Source organism: Caulobacter sp. D5 (assembly GCF_003185805.1).
Lineage (GTDB): Bacteria > Pseudomonadota > Alphaproteobacteria > Caulobacterales > Caulobacteraceae > Caulobacter.
On record NZ_QHJY01000281.1, the window covers coordinates 1 to 24,567 of the forward strand.

23 protein-coding genes are annotated in these 24,567 nt (G+C 69.6%); 12 read left to right on the top strand and 11 right to left on the bottom strand.

Features of this window, described 5'->3' with window-relative positions:
* The 4 genes from DMC18_RS17695 to DMC18_RS17705 all read left to right on the top strand — a co-directional run.
* Positions 1-1,048 (top strand): SGNH/GDSL hydrolase family protein (locus DMC18_RS17695; protein ID WP_110133158.1); only part of this gene is annotated, 1,048 nt, incomplete at its 5' end.
* A gap of 74 nt (positions 1,049-1,122) precedes the next feature.
* Positions 1,123-1,299: a hypothetical protein gene (locus tag DMC18_RS26120; protein ID WP_158285929.1), complete on the top strand. Its 177-nt coding sequence runs from the start codon at positions 1,123-1,125 to the stop codon at positions 1,297-1,299.
* 168 nt (positions 1,300-1,467) lie between these two features.
* Positions 1,468-2,787: a serine hydrolase gene (locus DMC18_RS17700; RefSeq protein ID WP_110122020.1), complete on the top strand. Its 1,320-nt coding sequence runs from the start codon at positions 1,468-1,470 to the stop codon at positions 2,785-2,787.
* 32 nt (positions 2,788-2,819) lie between these two features.
* Positions 2,820-3,587, top strand: coding sequence for an SDR family oxidoreductase (locus DMC18_RS17705; protein ID WP_110122018.1), 768 nt, complete (start codon positions 2,820-2,822; stop codon positions 3,585-3,587).
* Positions 3,588-3,796: 209 nt separating this feature from the next.
* On the opposite strand, the gene DMC18_RS17710 is transcribed toward DMC18_RS17705, so the two are convergent.
* Both DMC18_RS17710 and DMC18_RS17715 read right to left on the bottom strand, forming a co-directional pair.
* Positions 3,797-4,642, bottom strand: a complete 846-nt coding sequence (locus DMC18_RS17710) for an arginyltransferase (RefSeq protein WP_110122017.1) — start codon at positions 4,640-4,642, stop codon at positions 3,797-3,799.
* A 110-nt stretch (positions 4,643-4,752) separates the two neighbouring features.
* Complete coding sequence (locus DMC18_RS17715) at positions 4,753-5,652, bottom strand: flagellar motor protein MotB (protein WP_110122016.1); 900 nt, start codon at positions 5,650-5,652, stop codon at positions 4,753-4,755.
* Positions 5,653-5,779: 127 nt separating this feature from the next.
* Between DMC18_RS17715 and DMC18_RS17720 the strand changes: the two genes are divergently transcribed.
* Together DMC18_RS17720 and DMC18_RS17725 are read left to right on the top strand one after the other, a co-directional pair.
* Positions 5,780-6,637, top strand: coding sequence for an NAD(P)-dependent oxidoreductase (locus DMC18_RS17720; protein WP_110122015.1), 858 nt, complete (start codon positions 5,780-5,782; stop codon positions 6,635-6,637).
* A gap of 3 nt (positions 6,638-6,640) precedes the next feature.
* Positions 6,641-7,708 carry an alpha/beta fold hydrolase gene (locus DMC18_RS17725; protein WP_110122014.1) on the top strand — a complete coding sequence of 356 codons (1,068 nt, stop codon included), beginning with the start codon at positions 6,641-6,643 and terminating at the stop codon, positions 7,706-7,708.
* A 137-nt stretch (positions 7,709-7,845) separates the two neighbouring features.
* On the opposite strand, the gene DMC18_RS17730 is transcribed toward DMC18_RS17725, so the two are convergent.
* From DMC18_RS17730 to DMC18_RS17750, 5 genes are all read right to left on the bottom strand, one after another.
* The gene (locus tag DMC18_RS17730; protein ID WP_199232590.1) at positions 7,846-8,736 is read right to left on the bottom strand and encodes an exonuclease domain-containing protein; all 891 of its coding nucleotides are present in this window, start codon (positions 8,734-8,736) and stop codon (positions 7,846-7,848) included.
* Positions 8,712-11,060 carry an NAD-dependent DNA ligase LigA gene (ligA, locus tag DMC18_RS17735; RefSeq protein WP_110133160.1) on the bottom strand — a complete coding sequence of 783 codons (2,349 nt, stop codon included), beginning with the start codon at positions 11,058-11,060 and terminating at the stop codon, positions 8,712-8,714. Before ligA ends, DMC18_RS17730 begins: the two co-directional genes overlap by 25 nt.
* A gap of 142 nt (positions 11,061-11,202) precedes the next feature.
* Positions 11,203-12,192, bottom strand: a complete 990-nt coding sequence (locus tag DMC18_RS17740; RefSeq protein ID WP_110122010.1) for a DUF2891 domain-containing protein — start codon at positions 12,190-12,192, stop codon at positions 11,203-11,205.
* The gene (locus DMC18_RS17745; protein ID WP_110122009.1) at positions 12,173-13,126 is read right to left on the bottom strand and encodes a DUF979 domain-containing protein; all 954 of its coding nucleotides are present in this window, start codon (positions 13,124-13,126) and stop codon (positions 12,173-12,175) included. The genes DMC18_RS17740 and DMC18_RS17745 overlap by 20 nt, the downstream gene beginning before the upstream one ends.
* Positions 13,123-13,806, bottom strand: a complete 684-nt coding sequence (locus DMC18_RS17750; protein ID WP_110122008.1) for a DUF969 domain-containing protein — start codon at positions 13,804-13,806, stop codon at positions 13,123-13,125. The genes DMC18_RS17745 and DMC18_RS17750 overlap by 4 nt, the downstream gene beginning before the upstream one ends.
* Before the next feature lie 153 nt (positions 13,807-13,959).
* Here DMC18_RS17750 and DMC18_RS17755 point away from each other — a divergent pair, with 153 nt between their 5' ends.
* The 4 genes from DMC18_RS17755 (at position 13,960) to DMC18_RS17770 (ending at position 21,535) form a co-directional block, all read left to right on the top strand.
* Complete coding sequence (locus DMC18_RS17755) at positions 13,960-14,736, top strand: class II aldolase/adducin family protein (protein WP_110122007.1); 777 nt, start codon at positions 13,960-13,962, stop codon at positions 14,734-14,736.
* Between the two features lie 176 nt (positions 14,737-14,912).
* The gene (locus DMC18_RS17760; protein ID WP_146218118.1) at positions 14,913-16,019 is read left to right on the top strand and encodes an efflux RND transporter periplasmic adaptor subunit; all 1,107 of its coding nucleotides are present in this window, start codon (positions 14,913-14,915) and stop codon (positions 16,017-16,019) included.
* Complete coding sequence (locus DMC18_RS17765; RefSeq protein ID WP_110133161.1) at positions 16,019-19,165, top strand: efflux RND transporter permease subunit; 3,147 nt, start codon at positions 16,019-16,021, stop codon at positions 19,163-19,165. Before DMC18_RS17760 ends, DMC18_RS17765 begins: the two co-directional genes overlap by 1 nt.
* 15 nt (positions 19,166-19,180) lie before the next feature.
* Positions 19,181-21,535 (top strand): transketolase, encoded by a 2,355-nt coding sequence (locus tag DMC18_RS17770; protein ID WP_110122005.1) that lies wholly within the window; start codon positions 19,181-19,183, stop codon positions 21,533-21,535.
* 132 nt (positions 21,536-21,667) lie between these two features.
* Here the strand turns inward: DMC18_RS17770 and DMC18_RS17775 are convergent, their stop codons facing one another.
* The 3 genes from DMC18_RS17775 to DMC18_RS17785 are packed head-to-tail and all read right to left on the bottom strand — an operon-like array spanning position 21,668 to position 22,911.
* Entirely contained in the window at positions 21,668-22,030 is a 363-nt protein-coding gene (locus DMC18_RS17775; protein WP_110122004.1) for a nuclear transport factor 2 family protein, read from the bottom strand.
* Positions 22,031-22,033: 3 nt separating this feature from the next.
* Positions 22,034-22,396 carry a nuclear transport factor 2 family protein gene (locus DMC18_RS17780; RefSeq protein WP_110122003.1) on the bottom strand — a complete coding sequence of 121 codons (363 nt, stop codon included), beginning with the start codon at positions 22,394-22,396 and terminating at the stop codon, positions 22,034-22,036.
* Entirely contained in the window at positions 22,393-22,911 is a 519-nt protein-coding gene (locus DMC18_RS17785; RefSeq protein WP_110122002.1) for a cytochrome c family protein, read from the bottom strand. Before DMC18_RS17785 ends, DMC18_RS17780 begins: the two co-directional genes overlap by 4 nt.
* A 289-nt stretch (positions 22,912-23,200) precedes the next feature.
* Here DMC18_RS17785 and DMC18_RS17790 point away from each other — a divergent pair, with 289 nt between their 5' ends.
* Positions 23,201-23,692, top strand: a complete 492-nt coding sequence (locus DMC18_RS17790) for a GcrA family cell cycle regulator (RefSeq protein ID WP_110122001.1) — start codon at positions 23,201-23,203, stop codon at positions 23,690-23,692.
* 47 nt (positions 23,693-23,739) lie between these two features.
* Complete coding sequence (locus DMC18_RS17795) at positions 23,740-23,940, top strand: hypothetical protein (protein ID WP_110122000.1); 201 nt, start codon at positions 23,740-23,742, stop codon at positions 23,938-23,940.
* 158 nt (positions 23,941-24,098) lie between these two features.
* Here DMC18_RS17795 and DMC18_RS17800 read toward each other — a convergent pair whose 3' ends face one another.
* On the bottom strand, positions 24,099-24,554 hold the full coding sequence (locus DMC18_RS17800) for a hypothetical protein (protein WP_110133162.1): 456 nt from the start codon (positions 24,552-24,554) through the stop codon (positions 24,099-24,101).
* Positions 24,555-24,567: the final 13 nt, after the last annotated feature.

Below are 24,567 nucleotides of genomic sequence, written 5' to 3' on the forward strand. Positions count from 1 at the left end.
CGACGTCACGGTGCGCCAGGTCATGCGGCTGAACGCCGGCGGCGACGCGCTGCGCCTACGGCTGTCCAACGAACTCAACGAGCGGCCGCTGGCGGTGGGGGCGATCACGGTCGCCCCGGCCGACGCCGACGGCAAGATCCTGGGCGCGCCGGTCGCGGTGACGGTGGGCGGCAAGAGCGAGTTCACGATCGCGCCGGGCGCGCCGCTGCTGACAGACCCGGTCGCCCTGCCGGTCAAGGCCATGGACCGGGTGTCGGTGGCGATCTTCTATGTCGGGACCCAGGCCCCGGCCGGCCACCGCGTGCGCCTGTTCGTGGCCCCGCCCGGCAACCACGTCGCCAAGAGCCTGATCCCGGGCGAGGAGACCCTGCGCGGTCCGGGCCTAGTCAGCGGCGTGGAGGTGAGGGGCGCCGGCGAGGCCCCGGTGCTGGTGGCGATCGGCGACTCTATCACCGAGGGCTCCGGCTCGACCGCCAACGCCGACAAGGGCTATCCCGAGCAGTTGGCCCAGCGGCTGGCCGCGCGCGGCGAGGGCTGGAGCGTGGTCAATATGGGCGTCGGCGGCGGGCGGCTGCTGCGCGAGGTGTCGGGACCCAGCGCGCTGTCGCGCTTCGACCGCGACGTGCTGAGCGTGGCGGGGCTGAAGGCGGTGTTCCTGCTGGAAGGCATCAACGACATCGGCCGTCCGGCCCAGCCGGGCTTCGCCGCCGACGCGGTGACGCCCGAGGACCTGATCGCCGGCTACCGCCAGCTGATCGCCCGGGCCCATGCGCGCGGCGTGAAGATCTATGGCGGCGTCATCCCGCCGTTCGAGGGCGCGGCCTATTATCACGAGAAGGGCGAGGCCACGCGGCAGGCGGTCAACGCCTGGATCCGCACCAGCGGCGAGTTCGACGGGATCGTCGACTTCGACGCGGTGCTGCGCGATCCGGAGAGGCCCAGCCAGCTGCGCGTCGAGACGCATGGCGGCGACCACCTGCACCCGAACGATGCGGGTTATGCGCTGATGGCCGAGGCGATCGACAAGGCGCTGTTCTCGGCCAAGTAGCGGGGCGTGCTCGGCTTGTCGTGATGGTGGAAAGCGGGCTAGCTCGCCGCAGTACTCGTGTGGGGGCTTTTCCGATGAAGACCATCAAGTCGCTGCTGGCCGGCGCGTTCATCCTGGCGGCGCCGACCCTGGCCCATGCCGCCGACGGTGACTCGAAGAAGTCGACGGCGGTGTTCATCGCCTTGTTCGCGGTGTTCTGCGGCGTGGGCACGGTGTTCCTGGCCGTGGCCGCGAACAACAGGAAGAAGTAGTAGGCGGTCTTCCCTTTCTCCCTTCCCCCTTGATGGGGGAGGGGGTCATGGAAAAGCGTGCTCCCCATTCGTGCTGATCGACCCGGCCGTCGCTCCAAGGCGTGATTGCACCTGTCGCAATCCCCGGTAAGGTCGCCTCCAAACGACTGTTTGGGGTGATGCATGGCGATGCAAGGTTTTGGGCGGCGTTTCGGGTTGGCTACGGCCCTGGCCTTTTCTCTGGCGATGGGCGCATCGCCCGTCCTGGCCGCCCCGAAACCGGTCCTGCCGGCCGCCGCGCCGCAGAGCGTCGGCGTCTCGGCCGAGCGGCTGAAGAGCCTCGACGCCCTGATGAAGAGCCTGGTCGCAGAGGGGCATCTGCCGGGCGCGACGACCATGCTGCTGCGCCACGGCAAGGTGGTCAGCTTCGAGACCTACGGCGCCCAGGGCTTCGGCGGGCCGCCGATGACCAAGGACACCATCTTCCGCATCTACTCCCAGACCAAGCCGGTCACGGGCGTGGCGATGATGATCCTGTTCGAGGAGGGCAAATGGCGCCTCGACGACCCGGTGACCAAGTACATCCCCGAGTTCGCCAACCTGCGGGTCTACAAGGGCGTCAACGCCGACGGCTCGTTCGTCACCGAGCCCGCCGACCGGCCGCCGACCATGCGCGAGATCATGAGCCACACGGCCGGCTTCGCCTATGGCCTCAACCCCGACAATCCGGTCGACAAGGCCTATGTCTCGACTGGCGTGCTGAGCTCCAAGAGCGGCCAGGAGTTCGTCGAGAAGGTCGCCAAGCTGCCGCTGTACGGTCCGCCGGGCAAGCAGTGGAAGTACAGCGTCGGCGTCGACATCCAGGGCTTCATCGTCGAGAAGCTGTCGGGCCAGAGCCTGCCGGACTTCATGCGCGAGCGCATCTTCGAGCCGCTGAAGATGAAGGACACCGGCTTCTCGCTGCCGCCGGAGAAGCTGTCCCGCTTGGCCGACATCTACATGTGGAGCGGCAAGGACAAGAAGATCGTCCCGGCCGAGGGCTTCATGGTGCTGGACGTCACCAAGCCGCCGGTCGTGGCCTCGGGCGGCGGCGGCCTCGTCTCGACCAGCACCGACTACGCCCGTTTCGCCCAGATGCTGCTGAACGGCGGCGAGCTGGACGGGGCGCGCATCCTGTCGCCGGCCACCGTCAAGCTGATGGCGTCCGACCACCTGCCCGACGCGATCCTGGATGATCCCAAGGCCGGGTTCTCGAAGGCGACCGGCAAGGGCTTCGGCCTCGACTTCATGGTCGTCACCGATCCGGCCCGGGCCGGCACGCTGGCGGGGAAGGGGACCTACAGCTGGGGCGGCGCGGCCGGCACCTGGTTCTGGATCGACCCGACCAACGACGTGATCTTCCTGGGCATGATCCACGTGCTGGCCAAGGACGGCGATCCGGCCCTGCGCAATCTCGACGAACGCACGGCGACCCTGGTCTACCAGGCGCTCACCAATCCCGAAAAATAAGGCCCGCACAGACGGGACCGGAGGAAACGCTAATGCTGGAAATGTTCTCCCTCGAGGGCCGGGTGGCGCTCGTCACCGGCGGGTCGCGCGGCATTGGCCGGATGATCGCCGAGGGCTTCCTGCGCTATGGCGCGGCGCGGGTCTACATCACCGCCCGCAAGGCCGGCGCCTGCGACGCGGCGGCAGAGGAGCTGTCGGAATTCGGCGAGTGCGTGTCGCTGCCGGGCGACATCTCGACGCTGGAAGGCGTGCAGGGCCTGGCCGCGCGGATCACCGAGCGGGAGAGCAAGCTCGACATTCTGGTCAACAACGCCGGCGCGGCCTGGGGCGCGGCCTTCGACGAGTTCCCCGAGGCCGGCTGGGACAAGACCGTCGACCTCAACATGAAGACGCCGTTCTTCCTCACCCAGGCCCTGATCGGCCCGCTGCGCGAGGCGGCCAAGAGCCGGGTGGCCAAGGTGATCAACGTCGCCTCGATCGACGGCCTGTCGGTGACCAAGGAGGAGACCTATCCCTACGGCGCCAGCAAGGCGGGCCTGATCCACATGACCAAGCGCATGGCCCTGCGCCTGGCGGCCGACAACATCGCCGTCTCGGCCATCGCGCCGGGCGCCTTCCCCAGCGACATGAACCGCGTCGCCCGCGACCACGCCGACGCCGTAGCCAAGCACATCCCCGCCGGCCGTATCGGCGAGCCCGAGGACATGGCGGGCGCGGCGATCTACCTGGCCTCGCGGGCGGGGGATTATGTGATGGGGGCCACGCTGGCAGTGGACGGCGGGGTGGCCTGGTCGCGCTAACTCGGTCCCTCTCCCCTTGCGGGAGAGGGTGGCCTCCGAAGGAGGTCGGGTGAGGGGTTGCACGAACAGAAACGCCGCGACGGCTGATCAGCTGTCGCGGCGTTTGATTTCTGAGAGCCCCCTCATCCGTCGGCGGAGTTTATCCTCGGGCCGGCCTTTGGCCGGACCCGGGGGGCGACACCTTCTCCCGCAAGGGGAGAAGGGATCTTTCAGGGCTTCCCGGCCGCCGGCAGTTCCGTCAGGGGCACGGCGTCGGACAGTTCGACCTCGCGCACGGCAGGCGCGGGGGCGGCCTTGGGCGGGCGGGCGCCGCGTTCGCGGGCCGACATCAGCGACCAGCCGCCGGGCTTGAGGATCTCCAGCGGCGAGAACTTGGCCTTGTAGGCCATCTTCTCGGAGCCCGGCACCCAGTAGCCCAGATAGACGTAGGGCAGGCCGGTCAGCCGAGCCTGGACGATGTGGTCGAGGATGATGAAGGAGCCCAGGCTCCGGCGGACCTCGGTCGGGTCGTAGAAGCTGTAGACCAGCGACAGGCCGTCGGCGAGCACGTCGACCAGCACGCAGGCCACCAGTTCGCCCGGGCCGCGGTCGACCGACGGGCGGCGGTATTCGATCAGGTGGGTGCGGACAGCGGTGTCCTCGACCATGGCGACATAGTCGGGCCAGGTCATCTCGGCCATGCCGCCGTCGGCGTGACGGGCGGTGAGGTAGCGGCGCAGCAGCTCGAACTGCTCCAGCGTGGCCTCGGCCTCGACCAGGTGGCGCACGAGGTCGCCGTTGCGGCTCAGGGCGCGGCGCTCAGAGCGCGAGAATTCGTAGTCGGCCGCGGGCGCGCGCGCCGACTGGCAGGCGCGGCAGGTCTCGCAGGCCGGGCGGTAGGCGATGTTCTGGGAGCGGCGGAAGCCGACCTGGGTGAGGCCGTCGTTGACGCCGGGGCCGTCGGACAGGGGCAGGTGCGTAAAGACCTTCCGCTCCTGGCGGCCGGCCAGGTACGGGCATGGGGTCGGCGCCGTCAGGAAGAACCGAAGCTGTCGCGTCGGAAAATGCTGCGTCACGTCGTCCCTGTCCCCTTCCTCCGGCCAGGCCCCCGCCTATGCCTCAGGAGCGATTAGGCGACATGCCGAGCCGTTGTGCAAGCAGGACAAACGCGTGACGCGTCATACGGTCACAGGTTGTCGGGCAGGACGGGCTTTTCGCGCAACAGGACGATGGAGATCCGGCGGTTGCCGGCCAGGGTGGGATCGTCAGCGTAGAGGGGCTCGGAATTGGCCTTGCCCGACACCTGGTAGATGCGGTCGTCGTCGACGCCGGCCCCGCGCAGGATCTGGCGCGAGGCGTCGGCGCGCTGGGCCGACAGGGACCAGTCGCTGTCGGCCTTGCGGCCGCGGGCGTCGGCGCTGGTGTGGCCCGAGACGGTGATGCGGTTGGGCAGCTGGTTGATGACCTTGGCCACGGCGCGCAGCAGCAGGCGGGCCCGGTCGTTGGGCTCCTTGCTGTTTTCCTTGAACATCGAGCGGCCTTCCTGGTCGATCAGCTGGATGCGCAGGCCTTCCGGGGTCTGGTCGATCATGATCTGCTTCGACAGTTCGGCCAGTTCGGGCATGTCCTGCAGCGACTGGCGCAGCGACTGGGCGGCCGAGGCGAAGCTGTCCTGCTCCTTCTTGGCCAGGGCGTCGCGCAGGGCCTGCTCGCTGGCCGAGTCGAGGCTGGCGGTGGTCGAGGACTGGCCGTCCTGGTTGGTCTGGTCGGGAGCCTCGGGGGCCATCTGCTGGACGACCGACATCTTGCCGTCGGCCTTGGCGCCGTCGTCGCCGAGCGAGGTGCCGCCGAGAATGCCGCCCGAGCCGCTGGTGCTGGACGAGATCGAGGCGGGGGCGAAGTAGTCGGCGATGCCCTGCTTCTGCTCGGGGCTCGTGGTGTTGAGCAGCCACATCAGCAGGAAGAAGGCCATCATCGCCGTCACGAAGTCGGCATAGGCGACCTTCCAGGCGCCGCCATGGTGACCATGACCGCCGCCCTTCTTGATCTTCTTGATGATGATCGGCGCTTCGCCGGTCGACGCCATCGTGCTTAAGCCTGCTTAACCCTGTCGGGGCAACCTGAAGGCAGGACGTTAAAATGGCGTTGCGATCGCCGGCCCGAGGGGCCAGAGACGGGGCCGAAACCGCAGGGTGCGGCAAGGAGTCTCGCGCATGAAGACGGCGTTCATCGGCCTTGGAGTGATGGGCTTTCCGATGGCGGGCCACCTGCAGGCCGCCGGCCACGAGGTGACCGTCTATAACCGCACCGCGCAGAAAGCCGCCCGCTGGGTGGAAAAGCACGGCGGCGGCAGCGATCCGACGATCGCCGGGGCCAGCAAGGGCGCTCAACTGGTTGCCCTGTGCGTGGGCAACGACGACGATGTCCGGGCGGTGGTGGGCGAGATCCTGCCGGCGCTGGAAGCCGGCGCGATCATCGTCGACCACACCACCACCTCGGCCAAGGTCGCCCGCGAGATGGCGGAGCTTTGCGCCGCCAAGGGCGTGGGCTTCCTCGACGCGCCGGTCTCCGGCGGCCAGGCGGGGGCCGAGAACGGCCAACTGACGATCATGGTCGGCGGCGACGAGGGATCTTACGCGGCCGCCGAGCCGGTGCTTTCCGTTTACGCCAAGGCCATGCGGCTGATGGGGCCGTCGGGCGCGGGCCAGCTGACCAAGATGTGCAACCAGATCGCCATCGCCGGCGTGGTGCAGGGCGTGGCCGAGGCGCTGCACTTCGCCAAGCGGGCCGGCCTGCCGACCGACGACGTGCTGGCGGCGATCTCCAAGGGCGCGGCCCAGTCCTGGCAGATGGAGAACCGCTGGGGGACGATGTCGCGCGGCGAGTTCGAGTTCGGCTTCGCGGTCGACTGGATGCGCAAGGACCTGGGCATCGCCCTGGACGAGGCGGCCAGCAACGGCGCGACGCTGGACATGACCCGGATGATCGACGGCTTCTACGGCGAGGTGCAGGCCATGGGCGGCAATCGCTGGGACACCTCCAGCCTCGTCGCCCGCCTGGAGAAGAAGTAAGCCATGCGCCGCCTGCTGCTGACCCTGGCCGCCTGCGCGGCCTTCGCGCCCGTCGCCGCTTTGTCCGCTCCCGCCGTCGCGCCTAAAGACGGCGAGTTCGTGGTGAAGGACTTCAAGTTCCGCTCGGGCGAGACCCTGCCGGAACTGCGGCTGCACTACACGACGCTGGGCGAGCCGAAGCGTGATGCGCAGGGGCGGGTGACCAATGCGGTGATGGTGCTGCACGGCACGGGCGGGTCGGGCAAGCAGTTCCTGTCGCCGCAGTTCGCCGACGAACTGCTGGTTCCCGGCGGCCTGCTGGATCCGGCGCAGTGGTACGTGATCCTGCCCGATGGGATCGGCCACGGGAAATCGTCCAAGCCCTCGGACGGGCTGAGGGCGAAGTTTCCGCACTATGATTACGACGACATGGTGCAGGCCCAGCACCGGCTGCTGGTCGAGGGGCTGAAGGTGGATCGCCTGCAGCTCCTGATGGGCACGTCGATGGGCTGCATGCACGCCTTCGTCTGGGGCGAGACCTATCCGGGCTTTGCTGAAAAGCTGACGCCGTTCGCCTGCCAGCCTGTCGCCATCGCCGGCCGCAACCGCATGTGGCGCAAGATGACCATGGACGCCATCAAGGCCGATCCGGCCTGGAACGGCGGCGACTACACGGAACAGCCCAAGCAGGGCCTGCGCACGGCGACCGACTTCCTGATCATCGCCGGCGCCTCGGCCCTGCCGATGCAGCTGGCCCTGCCCACCCGCGAGGCGACCGACAAGGCCCTGGAGGCCGACTTCGCCCGCCGCATCGCGGGGCTGGACGCCAACGACCTGCTCTACCAGGTGGACGCTTCGAGGAACTACGACCCCTCGGCGGGGCTGGAGAAGATCGAGGTCCCGGTGCTGTGGATCAACTCGGCCGACGACTTCATCAACCCGCCGGAGCTGGGCATCGCCGAGCGCGAGGTGAAGCGGTTGAAGCGCGGGCAGTTCGTGCTGTTGCCGGCCAGCGAGAAGACCAAGGGGCACGGCAGCCATACCTGGGCGGTGCTGTGGAAGGACCGGCTGGCGGCGTTTCTCGCGCAATAACCCTCTCCCCGAAGGGGGAGGTGTCGCCGAAGGCGACGGAAGGGGGTGTGTCTGCTGAGGTTTGAGCGGGGGGGCGGCCGAAGTCGCTTCCCCCTCCGGCCCTCCGGGCCACCTCCCCTTCAGGGGGAGGGTCTGTGTCACCCCACCAGCGCCAGCCAGGCCTCTTCGTTCAGGATCTGCAATCCCCGTTCGCGGGCCGTGCGCAGCTTGGCGCCCGCGCCGGGGCCGGCGACGACGAGGTCGGTGGTCTTGGTTACGGAGAGCACGACCCGCGCGCCCATGGCGGTGGCCAGGTCCTGGGCGTCGGGGCGGCTCATGGTGTCGAGCTGTCCGGTGAACACCACCGTGCGGCCGGCCAGCCGGCGCTCGGCGCCGGGCGGCAGGACGGGGCGGGGCGGCGGCGGGGCCTTCCTGGGGAGATGGCGACTCTGCGAGGGGGCATAGCCGCCCTGGTCCAGCCGCCCCAGCGTCAGGCCGATGCGGCTGGGCAGGGCGTGGACGGCGCCCGCGCCGGTCTCGACCGCGGCGGCCAGGGCCACCGCGCCGCAGGCATAGGCGTCGCCGGCCGCGTCGTGGTGCTTGAAGTCGATCCCGAGATGACGGCCGACCACGTTCAGCTTGTGCGACACGAGGTCGGGCCAGACGCTGCGGGCGACCTGCACGGTGCACATGTAGTCGAAGGCCGGCGGGGCCACGCCGTAGTGCTCGCAGGTGCGGCGGATGACGCTGATGTCGAAGGCGGCGTTGTGGGCCAGCACCAGGGCGCCGTCGAGGTTCTCGCGCAGCCGGTCGAGCACGGCGGGGAACTCGTCGGCGTCGCGCACGTGGTTCGGGCCGATGCCGTGGAAGGCCATGTTGAACGGCGCGAACCGCATGTCCCACGGCCGGATGTAGTGGTGGTCGACGCGGGCGACCGCGCCGTCCTCGATAAAGGCCAGGCCGATCGAGCACGGGCTCGACCGGGTCTCGTTGGCGGTCTCGAAATCGATGGCGACGACCTTCATCAGCCGGCGACCAGGGCCAGCCATTCGTCCTCGGTCATCACCTGGATGCCGAGGTCCTGGGCGGTCTTGAGCTTGGAGCCCGCGCCGGGGCCGGCGACCACGAGGTGGGTCTTCTTGGAGACCGAGGAGGCGACCTTGGCGCCGAGAGCCTCGGCCTGGGCCTTGGCCTCGTCGCGGGTCATCTTCTCCAGCGAACCGGTGAAGACCACGGTCTTGCCGGCCACGGCGGTGTCGGTCTTGGGCTTGGCCACGGCCTGGACGTCGAGCTGGGCGAGCAGGTTCTCGACCTTCTGGCGGTTGTGTTCCTCGGCGAAGAAGCGGGCCAGGGACTGGGCGGCGACCGGGCCGACGCCGTCGACGGCGGCCAGGTGCAGATAGTCCTCGCCCGGCGCGCCCTTGGCGGCTTCGGCCAGACCCTCGGCGAAGGCGTCCCAGGTTCCGTAGCGCTGGGCAAGGGCCGCGCGGGCCGGTTTGGTCAGCTTGGGCACCACCTGGCCGATCTTCAGCTCCAGGTCTTCCGACTGCGGCCAGGGATCGGCGGGCACGCCGGCGCGGCCGGCCTCGACGAGGAGATCGAGCGCCTTGGGGCCGACGCCGGCGGCGGTCGACAGCTCCAGATAGGTCGCGCCCGGCAGGCCCTTGGCGGCGGCTTCGGAGGCGGCCTGCAGGTCGGCGAACTGGTCGAAGTGGCGGGCCAGCACGGTCGAGGTGGTCTCGCCGATGTCGCGGGCGCCCAGGCCGTAGATCATCCGATCGAGGCCGATGGTGCGGCGGGCGTCGATGCCGGCGATCAGGTTCTTGACCGAGGTCTCGCCGTAGCCGTCGCGTTCGCGCAAGGCGGCAAGCTTCTCCTCGTCGCGGGCCAGGCGGAAGATGTCGGCCGGCTCGTTGATCCAGCCTTCCTCGAAAAAGGCCTGGAGCTGCTTTTCGCCCAGGCCCTCGATGTCGAAGGCGCGGCGGGAGACGAAGTGGCGCAGGTGCTCGACGCGCTGGAACGGGCAGGCGAACTCGCCGGTGCAGCGGCGCACGACCGACTCCACGCCGTTGGCGTTGATCTCCTGGGTCAGGGCCGTCTTCAGCGGGCACTCGCAGACGTGCGGGAACTCGTAGGGCGCCGCGCCATCGGGGCGAGCCTCGACGTCGACCTCGACGATCTGCGGAATCACGTCGCCGGCCCGTTGCAGGACGACGGTGTCGCCGATGCGAACGTCGAGGCGGGCGATCTCGTCGGCGTTGTGCAGGGTGGCGTTGGTCACCGAGACGCCGCCCACGGTGACGGGCTTTAGCCGCGCCACCGGCGTGTGGGCGCCGGTGCGGCCGACCTGGATGTCGATGGCTTCAAGGATCGTCTTGGCGCGCTGGGCCGGGAACTTGCGGGCGATGGCCCAGCGGGGCGAGCGCGAGACGAAGCCCAGGCGGCGCTGCCGCTCCAGGTCGTCGACCTTGTAGACGACGCCGTCGATGTCGAAGGGCAGTTGCGGGCGCAGGGTCTCGAAATGGGCGTAGACGTCGAGCAGGCCCTGCGCGCCCTCGACCTGCTGGGCCGGCGGGGCGGTGGTGACGAAGCCCCATTCCTCGAGCTTTTCCAGCGCTTCCCACTGGCCTGTGGCGAAGGGCTCCGAGGCCAGGCCCCAGGCGTAGCCGAAGAAGCGCAGCGGCCGGGTGGCGCTGATCTTCGGGTCGATCTGGCGCAGCGAGCCGGCGGCGAAGTTGCGGGGGTTGGCGTAGGTGCGCGAACCAGCTTCCTCGGCGGCCCGGTTGAAGGCGGCGAAGGCCTCCAGTTCGACATAGACCTCGCCGCGGATCTCGATGACGTCCGGCCAGCCCGAGCCCTTCAGCTTGTGGGGGATGTCGGCGATGGTCTTGAGGTTGGCGGTGACGTCCTCGCCCACGCGGCCGTCGCCGCGCGTGGCGCCCTGGACCAGCACGCCCTTCTCGTAGCGGATCGAGGCCGACAGGCCGTCGATCTTGGGCTCGGCGGTGTAGAACACCGGCTCGTCGGGCGTCAGGCGCAGGAAGCGGCGGATACGGGCGTCGAACTCGGTCGCCTCGTCGTTGGAGAAGGCGTTGTCGAGGCTGAGCATCGGCACGCCGTGCTCGACCGGCGAGAACTGGGCCGAGCGCGCGGCGCCGACCTTCAGCGACGGCGAGTTCTCGCGGATCAGGTGCGGGAAACGGGTCTCGATCTCGGCGTTGCGGCGCTTGAGCTCGTCGTACCCGGCGTCGTCGATCGTCGGGGCGTCGTCCTGATAGTAGCGCAGGTCGTGGCCGGCCATCTCGTCGGCGAGGCGCTCCAGCTCCTCGACGGCTTGGGCTTCAGTGAGGTCGGCGACGGGGATCTGAGACACGGGCAGGCGAATCCGGTTGCGGGCGGCGGGGCAACTTAGATGATCCTCCCCCTCTGGGGGAGGTGGCCCGGAGGGCCGGAGGGGGCGTTTTCAGCCGCCGTGCGATCCCTCTCCCGCAAGGGGAGAAGGATCACACGGACGCTCATCCCTCCAGCATCGCCAGCAGGGCGAAGCTGGCCAGCCAGTGCTCGCCCATGTAGTCGCCGGTGACGTGAGGCAGGGCGGTCGCCAGGTGCAGGTCGGCGGCTTCCAGGGCGACGGCCGCTACGGCCGGTGGGGCGTCCTTGGCCACGGCGCGCCAGCACCAGGCGCGGGAGAGGGACAGGCCGTCGAGGTGGGCGATCTTACCATCGGTGCGGTCGCTGACCGAGGGCGGGGAGAACAGCGTCGCCGGTCGGCGCTGGGCGAGGTCGGGCAAGAAGGCGGCGAACCAGGCCGCGAAGCTCTCCGGCTGCAGGCGGCGCATGGCCAGGGCCTCGACCAGGGCTGGAGAGAGGAAGTCGTCGCCCGACGGCTCCCAGGCCTGGCAGGCGCGGTCCTGGCCGTACCAGGCGGCGGCCTTGGCCGCGAGCAGGGCGCGGAAGTCGGCGTCGCCGGTGGCGTCGGCGTAGTCGGCCGCCAGGGCCAGCGCGAAGGCGGTGTTGGAATGCACGCCGGCCCGGATCGGATAGTCGGCGATCGGCAGGAAGGCGCGGTAGCGGGCGACGAAGGCGTCGGCCAGGGGCTGCATCGTCGTGGCCCAGGGCGCGTCGTGGGTCAGGAGTTCGGCTTGCAGCTTCAAGAGCCAGGCCCAGCCGTAGGGTCGCTCGAAGCCGCGGCTTTCGGGGCGGGCGAGATAGGCGACCTCGGCGGCGACCTTCTCAGGCGTGAAGGCGTCGTCGAACAGGGCGCGGATGGCGGGCCCCTCGGCAAGGTCCGGATTCAGGCGCAGCAGGGTGGCGAGGGTCCAGTAGCCATGGACGCAGGAGTGCCAGTCGAAGCTGCCGTAGAAGATCGGGTGCAGGGCGCGCGGGCCCAGCGCGTCGGCGTCGCCGGCCATCACGTGGTCGAGCTTGTTGGGATATTCGCGGACCACGTGGCCCAGGGCGGCCTGGGCGAAGCGGGAGGCGGTCTCAGCGGAAGGCGAGGACATACATCAGGACCATGTTGATCAGCAGCATCAGCACCGCCGTCGGCGCCTGGGCGCGGATGACGGCGTAGCGGTTCTTGAGCTGGAGGAGGGCGGCGGGAACGAGGTTGAAGTTGGCGGCCAGGGGCGTCAGCAGGGTGCCGCAGAAGCCCGACAGCATGCCGATGGCGCAGACCACGGCCGGGTCGCCGCCGAAGCGGCCGATCACCAGCGGCAGGCCGATGCCGGCGGTCATCACCGGGAAGGCGGCGAAGGCGTTGCCCATCATCACCGTGAAGATCGCCATGCCGAGACAGTAGGCGACGACCACGGCCAGGCGGCTGTCGACCGGGGTGATGGCCAGGGTGATGTCGCCGATGGTCTGGCCCACGCCCGCCAGGGCGAAGACCGCGCCCAGCGCCGCCAGCATCTGCGGCAGCAGGGCGGCCCAGCCGACCAGGTCCATCAGCCGTCGGCCCTCCTGCAAGGGCGCGCTGGCCGGCTGCCTGAACAGGCGCTGGGCCAGGATCGCGGCGACCACGGCGGCGATGGCCAGGGAGACCAGGGTGGCCTGCTTGGGATCGACGAGGTGCTGGCCCTTCCAGGTCAGGGCCTTGAAGGCGAAGGTGCCGAGGAGGACGATGACCGGGATCAGCAGGGCTGGCAGGAAGAGCTTCAGCCCGAAGCGCTGGGCGAGTTCGACGCGCTCCTCGGCCGTGGTGGTCTTGGGCTGGCCGACGCCGAGACGGCCCGTGCCCGCCAGCAGCGCCAGGGCGACGACGAGGAAGCCGTTGCCGAGGTCGCCCAGGCGGTCGCCGAACAGGAAGCTGATCGCGAACAGCCCCCAGAAGGCGGCGTTGCCCCAGCGCTTGGGATTGGCCTTGTCGCCGGCGCTCATGGCCGCGAAGGCCGTGAACATGACGCCGGCGAGCAGGTAGACGAGGGGCAGGCCGATCATGCCCCTTTCTCCTGCAAAGAGGGGCCCCGCTTCGAAAGCTTGCGGTCGAACAACAGCAGGCGCGCGCCGTGCACCAGGAAGGCGCAGATCGCCGTCGGGATGGCCCAGACCGACAGATGCAGCGGCTCGACGATCAGGCCGTTCTGGTCGAGGAAGCCGACGATCAGCAGGATCGAGCCGATGGCCATGAAGATGTCCTCGCCGAAGAAGACGCCGACATTGTCGGTGGCCGCGCTCATCGCCTTGACCTCTTCGCGGGTCGCATCGTCGAGCGGCGCCTGGCCCTCGGCGGCGGCCTCGGCCATGGGGGCGACCAGCGGGCGGACGGTCTGGGCGTGGCCGGCGATCGAGATCAGGCCCAGCGCCGCGGTCAGCTGGCGGGCCAGCAGGTAGACGACGAGGATCCGTCCCGCCGTGGCGGCCTTCATGGCCCGGATCGCCGTCCGGGCGCGCTCCTGCAGGCCCGAGCGCTCCAGCACGCCGATAGCCGGCAGGATCACCCAGACGATGCTGACATAACGGTTCTGGTTGAACGCCTTGCCGAAGGCGGCCAGCACCTCCAGCGGGCCAAGGCCGGCGGCCAGGCCCGAGGCCATGGCGGCGCAGACCACCACCAGCAACGGATTGAACCTGAGCGCGAAGCCCAGGACGATCACGCCCACGCCGATCAAGGGCAACATGCCGACGATCCCCCCTCTTCGAATCCACGAGGACGGTCCGACGGGGGAAGGGCGCTGGCAAGTACGATCCCGTCTAACGCGGGTCGCTTGACGTGGGCGCCCGTCGGCGCGACGTTCGCTACAGAACAACGATAACCTACGGGAGCAAACGTCATGGCCGACGGCGCCGGCGCGATCGCCGCATCGATCAAGGACAAGGTCAGCGAGGCCGAGTGGCAGGCCCGGGTCGACCTGGCCGCCCTCTATCGCCTGGTCGCCCTGCATGGCTGGGACGACATGATCTTCACCCACATCTCGGCCCGCATCCCGGGGCCAGAGCACCACTTCCTGATCAATCCCTACGGCATGTTCTTCGGCGAGATGACCGCCTCGTGCCTGGTGAAGGTGGACCTGGAAGGCAACGTCATCGACAAGACGCCGTACTTCATCAATCCGGCGGGCTTCACGATCCACTCGGCGATCCACGCCGCGCGGGAAGACGCCCAGTTTGTCATGCACCTGCACAGCGACCAGGGCGTGGCCGTGGCCGCCCATGCCGAGGGCCTGCTGCCGCTGAGCCAGCACGCCCTGATCGTGACGCCGCAACTGGCCTATCACGACTATGAAGGCATCGCCCTGAACCTCGACGAGCGCGAACGGCTGGTGGCCGATCTGGGCGACAAGCGGCTGATGATGCTGCGCAACCACGGCACCCTGTCGACCGGCCGTACGGCGGCCGAATGCTGGCTGGGGATGTTCTTCCTGGAGCGCGCCTGCGCCCAGCAGGTGATGGCGCTCAGCGCAGGACGCGAGCACGTGCTGCTCGCTCCGGAGGCGGCTCAGGCCGAAGTGCGAAGCCAGACCGGCATGGGCCTGGGCATGATCGCCGGCCTGGCCTGGCCTGGGTGCCTGAGGCAGCTGGATCGCGAGTCCCCGGGCTATACGGACTAGCGCGTTCAAGGCGGCGCTTTGGCGACCGACGTTACGTCAAGGCGCCGCCATGAAAGTGTTGCGGTAATGAAATAAACCGTAATTCTAGTGTCACTAGACGCGGGTCTAGGGTGAGGTCATATGTCGCCGCAACCTAGACTTTGAGGCCCGGTTCAACGGGGCCGGAGCGTACCTTAGTGATCCGCAGGCACTTCTTCCTCATGGCGGCCGGCGTCGCCCTGGTTCTGATGATCGTGGCCGGCGGCGCCAAGCTTCTGCTGGGCGGCAAGGCCGAGGGGCAGGGCGGTCCGGGCGGGCGCGCCACGGCCGTCTCGCAGGTCAAGGTCGACAGCCGTCCGTTCACCGACCGCATCGAGGTGCTGGGCGTGGCCAAGGGCCGCCAGTCGGTGACCATCACCTCGAACACCACCGAGATGATCACCGCCGTCCACTTCCGCGACGGCCAGCAGGTGGCCCGCGGCCAGGTGCTGGTGACGCTGAAGGACGACCAGGAAAACGCCGGCATCGCCGAGGCCCAGGCCAACCTGAACCAGGCCGAGCGCGCCTATCAGCGCTGGAAGACCCTGGCCGACAAGGGCATCGCCCCGCGCGCCACCGCCGAGCAGTACCAGGCCGCCTACGAGACGGCCAAGGCCAGCGTCGCCTCGGCCAAGGCCCAGCGGTTGGACCGCGTGATCCGCGCGCCGTTCGCCGGCCGGGTGGGCATTTCCGACGTCGCCCCCGGCACGCTGATCGCGCCGGGCACCGCCATCGTCAGCCTGGACGACGCCTCGGTCGTGCGCGTCGACTTCGCCGTGCCGGACCGCTATCTGGCCACCCTGCGCGAGGGCCTGCCGATCCAGGCCGCGCCCGACGCCCTGCCGGGCGAGACCTTCCAGGGCCGCATCGCCCAGATCGACACCCGCATCGACGAGGCCACCCGCGCCATCAAGGCCCGGGCCGAGTTCCCCAATCCCGGCGGCCGGCTGAAGCCGGGCATGCTGGTCAAGGTCGCCATCGACCAGGGGGTGCGCCAGGGCCTGGCCGCGCCGGAAGCGGCCGTGCAGTTCGAGGGCCAGCAGGCCTCGGTGTTCGTCGTCGCCAAGGGCGACAAGGGCCATGTCGCCCGCCGCACCAACGTGACCACCGGCCTGACCGCCGGCGGCTATGTGGAGATCCGCTCGGGCCTGAAGGCCGGCGACGTGATCGTGGCCGACGGCCTCAACCGCGTGCAGGACGGCGCGGCCGTCCGCGACGTCAACAAGCCGGCGGGCCAGCCTGGCCAAACGCACAAGGCCGGCTGATGCTTTCCGACATCTCCGTCCGCCGCCCGGTATTCGCCGCCGTCGCGGCGATCATCCTGTGCGTCATCGGCCTGGCCGCGTTCGGCTCGCTGCCGATCCGCGAACTGCCCAATGTCGACCCGCCGGTGGTGTCGATCTCGACCACCTATCGCGGCGCCTCGGCCGAGGTCATCGAGGAGCGCATCACCCAGGTGATCGAGCGCCAGGTGGCCGGCATCCAGGGCATCGACCGGGTCAACAGCTCCTCGCGCGACGGCCGCTCGCAGATCAGCATCACCTTCCGCCTGGACCGCGACCTGGACGCCGCCGCCAACGACGTGCGCGACGCCGTCAGCCGCGTCTCGGCCAACCTGCCCGACCAGGCCGACCCGCCGCAGATCGCCAAGGCCAACGCCGACAGCTCGCCGATCATCATCCTGAACCTGACCTCGACCACGCTGGATCCGCTGGAGCTGGCCGACTACGCCGACCGCTATCTCGTCGAGCGGATGTCGACCATCGACGGGGTGGCCCAGGCCAACCTGTTCGGAGCCAAGATCTACGCCATGCGCATCTGGCTGAACGCCGACGCCATGGCCGCCCGCGGCGTGACCGTCAGCGACGTCGAGGACGCGCTGAACGCCCAGAACCTGGAACTGCCGGCCGGCTCGCTGGAAAGCAGCGCCAAGGACTTCACGATCCGCGTGGCCCGCGCCTACGCCAAGCCAGAGGACTTCGCGCGCCTGCCGCTGCGGCCCGCCGACGCCAGCGGCTTCGTGCTGCGCCTGTCGGACGTGGCCCGCATCGAGGAAGGGCCGGACGAGCGCCGGCGCCTGTTCCGCGGCAACGACGTCGACCAGGTCGGCATCGGCCTGACCCGCCAGTCGCAGGCCAACGACGTGGCCATCTCCAAGGCCGTGGCCAAGGAAGTCGAGGTCATCAACCAGACCCTGCCGGCCGGCACCAAGCTGGTGGTGGCCGTGGACAACTCGGTGTTCACCGCCGAGGCCATCCACGAGGTGTGGATCACCATGGGCATGTCGGTGGCCCTGGTGGCGCTGGTCAACCTGATCTTCCTGGGCAGCTGGCGCTCGGCGCTGATCCCGTCGATCGTCGCGCCGATCTGCATCCTGTCGACCTTCATCATCCTGGCCCCGCTGGGCTTCTCGCTGAACCTGCTGACCCTGCTGGCCCTGGTGCTGGCCGTGGGCCTGGTGGTCGACGACGCCATCGTCGTGGTCGAGAACATCCAGCGCCGGGTGGACGAGGGCGAGCCGCCGCTGATCGCCGCCCAGCGCGGTTCGCGCCAGGTGTTCTTCGCGGTGGTGGCCACCACCATCGTGCTGATCTCGGTGTTCGCGCCGCTGATGTTCCTGCCGGGCTATATCGGCCGGCTGTTCGTCGAGCTGGCCGTGGCCATCGCCGCGGCCGTGGCCTTCTCGGCGCTGCTGGCGCTGAGCCTGTCGCCGATGATGGCCTCCAAGCTGCTGAAGGGCGCCCACGGCGGCGGCTGGTTCAACAAGCGCATGGACTGGGCGATGGACAAGCTGCGCGACAGCTACCGCGCCTCGCTGGAAAGCCTGCTGGGCGGACGCGCCGCCACCTTCGCCGCCGGCGGGGCGGTGATCCTGCTGGCCGGCTTCGCGGCCCTGCTGTTCGTCAGCCTGCCCAAGGAACTGGTGCCGGCCGAGGACCGCGGCCGCGTCGACATCCAGATCAGCGCCCCGGAAGGCGCCGGCTTCGACTACACCTCGGCGATCGGCTCGCGGATCGAGAAGATCATGGGCCGCTACCGCGACGACGGCGTCGCCGAGCGCACCATCCTGACCATCCCGCGTTTCGGCCAGAGCCAGTTCAACTCGGGCAACGGCGTGGTGGTGCTGAAGGGCTGGGGCGAGCGGAACAAGACCGCCGACCAGGTGGCCGCCGAACTCAACAAGGACCTGTCGAAGATCACCGGCGTGCGGGCCGTGGCCAGCGTGCGCGGCGCCTTCCAGCGCGGCGGGGGCGGCGGTGGCGGCGGCGGCACGAACGTCGACCTGATCGCCGTCGGCAACGACTACGTCCAGCTGGCGAACTGGCTGAAGCCGATCCTCGACGCGGCGCAGGCCAATCCGGGCTTCTCGCGTCCGCGCATCGACTACGAGCCGACCGCGCCGCGCCTGTCGGTGCAGATCGATCTCGACAAGGCCGCCACCCTGGGCGTCTCGGCCCAGGCCGTGGGCCGCGCGCTCGAGACCATGTTCGGCTCGCGCCAGGCGACGACCTACATCAAGAACGGCCAGGAATACGACGTCATCCTGCAGACCGAACTCGACCAGCGCCGCAGCGTCGCCGACCTCGACAAGCTGCAGGTGCGCACCAACGCCGGCGGCCTGGTGCCGCTGTCGACGGTGGTCAAGACGCAGCTGCGGGGCGACACCCCCGACCGTCCGCGCGTCGACCGCCTGCGCTCGGTGACCCTGACCACCCAGCTGTCGCCCGGCTTCACGGTCGAGGACGCGGTGAGCTTCTTCCAGGCCCAGGCCGCGGCCCATCCGACCCCCGGCGTCAGCGTCAAGTGGGGCGGCCAGGCCAAGGACTATCTGGAAGGCTCGGGCGGCATCGCCATCGCCTTCGGTCTGGCCCTGCTGCTGGTGTTCCTGGTGCTGGCCGCGCAGTTCGAAAGCTGGATCCACCCGGCGGTGATCATGCTGACCGTGCCGCTGGCGGTGCTGGGCGGCCTCTTTGGCCTGCTGATGGCCGGCTCGACCATCAACACCTACAGCCAGATCGGCCTGATCATCCTGGTCGGCATCGCCGCCAAGAACGGCATCCTGATCGTCGAGTTCGCCAACCAGCTGCGCGACGAGGGGCTGAAGGTCACCGAGGCGGTGATCGAGGCGGCGGCCCTGCGCCTGCGCCCGATCATCATGACCTCGATCGCCACCGCCATGGGCGCCTTGCCGCTGCTTCTCTGGACAGGGGCGGGGGCGGGAAGCCGCCAGACGATCGGGGCCGTGATCTTCTTCGGCGCCATCGTGGCGACCCTGCTAACCCTGTTCATCGTTCCGGTGTTCTACAACCTGCTCGCTCGCTTCACGAAATCTCCGGAGTGGACGGCGCGGCAGATCGAGGACTATGAAGCGCGCGAAAAGGCGGGCGAGGGGCATACCTCACCCGTATAAAACGGGTGAGGAAGCATGGCTGACGGGTCTCTGACGGCCAGGCGGCAGGAAATAGCGCTGCTGCGGCGTCTCGAGGAACGCATTCTCTGGCTGGCGTCGTGGACGATCCACAACGCCAACCACCTGCGTGAAAGCCGCGACGGGCTGAAGGTGGGCGGCCACCAGGCCTCCTGCGCCTCGATGACCACCCTGATGACGGCGCTCTACATGAAGGCGCTGCGGCCGCAGGACCGGGTGGCGGTCAAGCCGCACGCCAGCCCCGTGTTCCACGCCATCCAGCACCTGTTCGGCCGCCAGAGCCTGGACAAGCTGAAGGCCTTCCGCGCCCTGGGCGGCGCGCAGTCCTATCCCTCGCGCACCAAGGACGTGGACGACGTCGACTTCTCCACGGGGTCGGTGGGGCTAGGCGTGGCGGTGACGGCCTTCGCCTCTCTGGCCCAGGACTATCTGGCGGCGCGCGGCTCGGTGAAGCCCGAGAGCATGGGCCGGATGATCTCGCTGCTGGGCGACGCCGAGCTGGACGAGGGCAACATCTACGAAGCCCTGATCGAGGCCTGCAAGCACGACCTGCGCAACACCTGGTGGATCGTCGACTACAACCGCCAGAGCCTGGACGCGACGACCAAGGACCGGATGTTCACCCGCTATGGCGAGATCTTCGAGGCCGCCGGCTGGACGGTCGAGACGCTGAAGTGGTCCAAGCGCCAGCGGGAAGCTTTCGAGCGGCCGGGCGGGGCGGCGCTGAAGGCCTGGATCGAGACGGCCCCCAACGACCTCTATTCGGCCCTGACCTACCAGGGCGGGGCGGCCTGGCGCGAGCGCCTGACCGCCGACCTGGCCGGCGAGCCCGACGCCCTGGCGCTGATCGCCGGCTACAAGGACGTCGACCTCGGCGAGCTGATGACCGAGCTGGGCGGTCACTGCCTGGAGACGATCCTGGAGGCCTTCGAGCGGGCCTCGCAGGACGACGCGCCGCGGTTCTTCATCGCCTACACGGTCAAGGGCCTGCGGCTGCCGTTCCAGGGCCACAAGGACAACCACGCGGGCCTGATGAACCCCACCCAGGTCGCCGAACTGCGCGAGCGGCTGGGCGTGGTCGAGGGCGAGGAGTGGGACGCCCTGTCGGGCCTGTCCGCCGCCGAGCGCACGGCGCTGAAGGGCCTGGTGGCTCGCGCGCCCTTCGCGGCGGCCAACAACCGCCATTACGACGCGCCGACCGTGGCGACGCCGAGCGCCGACGAACTGCTGGCGGCTGTCGCGGGCGGCGGCGAGCAGTCCACCCAGGCGGCGTTCGGCAAGGTCATGTTCGACATCGCCGCCCGCAAGGATGAGTTCGCCGGCCGGGTGGTGACCACCTCGCCGGACGTAACGGTATCGACCAACCTCGGCGGCTTCGTGAACCGGCGCGGGGTGTTCCATCGCCGGGCGCACGAGGACGTCTTCAAGCGCCGCCGCATCCCCTCGGCCCAGGTGTGGTCGATGGGCGAGACCGGCCAGCACGTCGAGCTGGGCATCGCCGAGAACAACCTGTTCATCGTCCTGGCGGCCCTGGGCCTGACCGCGCCGCTGTTCGGCGAGCGATTGTTCCCGGTCGGCACCCTCTATGACCCGTTCATCGCCCGCGGCCTCGATGCGCTGAACTACGCCTGCTACCAGGACGCCCGGTTCCTGCTGGTGGCCACGCCGTCGGGCCTGACGCTTGCCCCCGAAGGCGGCGCGCACCAGTCGATCGGCTCGCCCCTCATCGGCATGAGCCAGCCGGGGCTGGACGCTTACGAGCCCGCCTTCGCCGACGAGACGGCGGTGCTGATGGCCCACGCCTTCGCGCGCATCCAGGCGACCGACGGCTGCTCGACCTATCTGCGGCTGTCGACCCGGGCCATCGCCCAGGCCGAGCGCGCGGACGACGCCTGGCGGACGGGCGTCGTCGAAGGGGCTTACTGGCTCAAGCGCCCGGCGCCCGAGACGCGGCTGGCCGTGGTCTATTGCGGGGCCCTGGCCCCTGAGGCCCTGGAGGCTCACGCGGCCCTGCTGGAGGACGAGCCAGGGGCAGGACTGCTGGCCGTCACCTCGCCCGACGTGCTGCACCGCGACTGGACGGCGGCGGGCCGCTCGCGCTGGACCGACGGCGCGGCGCGAACCTCGACGATCGAGCGGCTGCTGGCCGAGCTGCCGCGTGAGGCGGGTCTGGTGACCCTGATCGACGGGGCGCCGGCGGCGCTGTCGTGGCTGGGCTCGGTGCGCGGCCATCGCCTGCGGGCGCTTGGCCTGGAGACCTTCGGCCAGTCGGGGGATCTGCCGGATCTCTATGGGAAGTATCGGCTGGATGCGGAGGCGGTGCTGGACGCCTGCGCGGATCTGCTGGCTTAGGGGAGGACCCCCTCCGGCCCTCCGGGCCACCTCCCCCAGAGGGGGAGGATCTGGCTGGTGCGGCGCTCTTCAAGATGCTCCCCCTCTGGGGGAGCTGTCGCGGAGCGACTGAGGGGGACGCCGAAGGCGTCTCTACCGCGTCCCTGGATCCGGCTGCGGGTCGATGCCCACGATCAGGCCGTCGCGCAGCAGATAGGCGATCACGGCGCTGTTCTGCGACCACAGGCGGCCGTCGGGGCGGCGCAGGGTGATCTCGACGTCGGCGTGCACCCAGCCGTCGGCCTGGGGCCGCACGCGCATCAGGCCGATGTCGACGCCGGCCATGGCGAACTGGCGCTGGAAATAGCCGCGCGCGGCATCAATCCCCACGACGTCGCCGCCTTCGAGGATGTTGGCGAAGGCGATGTCGGGGTGCAGTTGCGCGACGACGGCCTCGAGGTCGCGGCGGCGCGTCGCGTCGAAGTGCCGGGTCAGCAACACTTCAGCCTTTGCCATGCCTTACGCCTCGTCACGCTCTTCGGCGACATCCATGCGCGCCACCCGGCTCGCATGGAAGGTGTAGATATGTCGCACGAGGATGTCGGACCAGAGACGGCCCTGCAGATTGGTGACGATCTGCTTGGCGGCGACCGCCACCCGGTCGTCGTCCAGCGGGATGAAATCGATCGGATTGGCCTCTACCCGCACCATCGCGTCGCGACGGGACCAGAAGTCGCGCATCGCCTCCAGACCCTGCACGCGACCGCCGCCGATCTGGTCGGGCCAGTCGATCGCCGGATCGAGCTCGGCGCAGAAGGCCTCGAAGTCCCCGCGGTTGAAGGCCGCGTAGAGCCGGGTCAGGAGGGCGACGCGGTCGTTCATTGGGCGGGAGCGGCCGGGGGCGTCGGTTTGTAGCCTGTCTCGACCTTCAGATAGGCGATCAGGTCGATCCGGTCCTTGGGGGTGGCGAGCCCTGCGAAGGTCATCTTGGTGCCGGGCAGGGCGGTGCGCGGATTGGCCAGCCAGTGGTCAAGGTGCTCGGCGTCCCAGGTGAAGCCGGCGGCCTTCACGGCGTCGGAATAGGCGTAGCCCGGATGCGCGCCGGCCTTGCGGCCGAAGACGCCGTAGAGGTTGGGGCCGGTCATGTTGGGGCCGCCCTGCGTGATGGTGTGGCACGAGCGGCAGAGGGCGAACTTGCTCTGGCCGTTCAGCAGGTCGCCGGTGTTGTAGGGGGCGGGGAGGGCGGCCACGGCGGCGGCCTTCTCGGCGTCTGTCGGCGGCGGGGTCGCGGGCGCGGCGGGGGTGGCGGCGGTTTCGCCGGAAGTCTCCCCCTTGGGCGAGCAGGCGGCCAGAGAGACGCAGAGCATGGCTGCGGCCACGACGGTGAGGGTACGCATCACAATCCCCGATAGGCGTTATGTCGCAAGGCTTGCGACGCCGCGCCGCATTCAAATCCAAGCCGGTTTCTGACCCGTGAATTCATCGTGGAACGACGTTATTCGGTCAAGGTCTTGCCGCAGTCTTTCGGGCCTCCCTGCGACAACGCACGCTATCTAGCGAGATTCGCAGGAGAAATGTGATTTCGAGAACCGTGGGTATGCACGGAAGAATTTGACCACCGTTAACCATGATTCTACCCAAGAGAGGCGGGGAGCTGATCCCGCGCCAAAACAAGCGGAAAGCGTCATGGACTGGAACGAGGAACGTACCGCCACGCTCAGGAAGCTGTGGCTCGAAGGATTGAGCGCAAGCCAGGTGGCCCGGCAGCTCGGCGGCGTCAGCCGCAGCGCGGTCATCGGCAAGATCCACCGCCTGGGCATCACCGCCCGCGAGACCCCGGTCAGGCCGCGCACCGTCGCCGTCCGCGTCTCCCGCCAGGCCCCGCGTGCTCGCGCCGCGGCTCCGGCCCAGGCCCGTCCGGCGCTCCGCCCGCAGGCCGCGGTGATGGAAGACCTGACCCCCACCGCCGGCATTCTCGACCTGTCGATGCACTCGTGCCGCTGGCCGATCGGCAATCCGGACGCCGGCGACTTCGGCTTCTGCGGCCGCGAGACCGCCAGCAAGCGCGCCTCCTACTGCCCGGATCACACCCAGGGGGCCTTCCGTCGCTTCCAGTCGCCGTCCGACATCGACGCCTGGACCCGCCAGAGCCTGCCGCAGGAACGCCGCGTCCTCTGACGCGCCTCGACAGCTTCTCACAAACCCTCCCAATTCAGGGACATCCCATGATCCTCATCGAGAACGCCGCCGGCAGCAGCCAGGTGATCACGATCATCGAAGAGTTCGCCGGTCACTCGATCTCGCGCGACCTGCAGCCGGGCGACGCCGCCCGTATCCCGGTCGGCCAGTTCAAGTCGATCGTCGTCCGCGAAACCTATCCGGACGATTGGATGAGCCGCGTGCGCAGCCGCCAGGCCGCTGCTTAGTGAGATAGCGTAACGACCGGATCTTCGCGGAACAGCGCGCTCGCCCGTAGGGAGGCTTGAGCAGGCGCTGAGGATCGCGACCCCGGCCGAAGTATCCGTATCAGTACGAGCCCCGCGAGCCGCTCTGGCTCGCGGGGCTTGTTCGTTTTGGGGTGAGCTCAGCAGCCGCCTTCGGCGATTGCGGCCAGGCGCGCCTCGCCCAGCACCGCGGTTGCGCCGTCGCCGTCGCCCGACACAGCTTCGAGGGTCAGGCGCAGGCGGGCCCTGCCGGCGTCCAGGCCCTGGCGGTCGACGCGGAAGCCGAAGCTCTGGGCCGGATCGCCCTTGCCGGTCGAGAAGGCGGTCTGCGGAAAGACGGCCGTGCGGCCCAGGGTCTGCACGCCTTGAGCGGTGACCAGGGCGAAAACGAGGTCCACCTGGCCCGAGCGGGGCGGGGTGTAGCCATCGACGCGAGCCACCAGCTGCAGGCCGGGGCAGCGTTCGGCCGCGGCGTCGCGGGCCAGGGCCGCCTCGGCCGGGCGGCCGACGACGGCCGTGGCGTTGGCGCTCGCCGAGCAGGCGAAGAAACCGAGTGAGACGGCAAGGGTGGGGGCGAGGGCGAGGAAGCGCGACATGATCCTGTCTCCT

Coding starts and splice junctions, on each gene's coding strand:
- DMC18_RS26120 (WP_158285929.1), top strand. CDS start 1,123: ATGAAGACCATCAAGTCGCTGCTGGCCGGCGCGTTCATCCTGGCGGCG.
- DMC18_RS17700 (WP_110122020.1), top strand. CDS start 1,468: ATGCAAGGTTTTGGGCGGCGTTTCGGGTTGGCTACGGCCCTGGCCTTT.
- DMC18_RS17705 (WP_110122018.1), top strand. CDS start 2,820: ATGCTGGAAATGTTCTCCCTCGAGGGCCGGGTGGCGCTCGTCACCGGC.
- DMC18_RS17715 (WP_110122016.1), bottom strand. CDS start 5,652: ATGGCGTCGACCGGCGAAGCGCCGATCATCATCAAGAAGATCAAGAAG.
- DMC18_RS17720 (WP_110122015.1), top strand. CDS start 5,780: ATGAAGACGGCGTTCATCGGCCTTGGAGTGATGGGCTTTCCGATGGCG.
- DMC18_RS17725 (WP_110122014.1), top strand. CDS start 6,641: ATGCGCCGCCTGCTGCTGACCCTGGCCGCCTGCGCGGCCTTCGCGCCC.
- DMC18_RS17730 (WP_199232590.1), bottom strand. CDS start 8,736: ATGGCTGGCCCTGGTCGCCGGCTGATGAAGGTCGTCGCCATCGATTTC.
- DMC18_RS17740 (WP_110122010.1), bottom strand. CDS start 12,192: ATGTCCTCGCCTTCCGCTGAGACCGCCTCCCGCTTCGCCCAGGCCGCC.
- DMC18_RS17745 (WP_110122009.1), bottom strand. CDS start 13,126: ATGATCGGCCTGCCCCTCGTCTACCTGCTCGCCGGCGTCATGTTCACG.
- DMC18_RS17750 (WP_110122008.1), bottom strand. CDS start 13,806: ATGTTGCCCTTGATCGGCGTGGGCGTGATCGTCCTGGGCTTCGCGCTC.
- DMC18_RS17755 (WP_110122007.1), top strand. CDS start 13,960: ATGGCCGACGGCGCCGGCGCGATCGCCGCATCGATCAAGGACAAGGTC.
- DMC18_RS17765 (WP_110133161.1), top strand. CDS start 16,019: ATGCTTTCCGACATCTCCGTCCGCCGCCCGGTATTCGCCGCCGTCGCG.
- DMC18_RS17770 (WP_110122005.1), top strand. CDS start 19,181: ATGGCTGACGGGTCTCTGACGGCCAGGCGGCAGGAAATAGCGCTGCTG.
- DMC18_RS17775 (WP_110122004.1), bottom strand. CDS start 22,030: ATGGCAAAGGCTGAAGTGTTGCTGACCCGGCACTTCGACGCGACGCGC.
- DMC18_RS17780 (WP_110122003.1), bottom strand. CDS start 22,396: ATGAACGACCGCGTCGCCCTCCTGACCCGGCTCTACGCGGCCTTCAAC.
- DMC18_RS17785 (WP_110122002.1), bottom strand. CDS start 22,911: ATGCGTACCCTCACCGTCGTGGCCGCAGCCATGCTCTGCGTCTCTCTG.
- DMC18_RS17790 (WP_110122001.1), top strand. CDS start 23,201: ATGGACTGGAACGAGGAACGTACCGCCACGCTCAGGAAGCTGTGGCTC.
- DMC18_RS17795 (WP_110122000.1), top strand. CDS start 23,740: ATGATCCTCATCGAGAACGCCGCCGGCAGCAGCCAGGTGATCACGATC.
- DMC18_RS17800 (WP_110133162.1), bottom strand. CDS start 24,554: ATGTCGCGCTTCCTCGCCCTCGCCCCCACCCTTGCCGTCTCACTCGGT.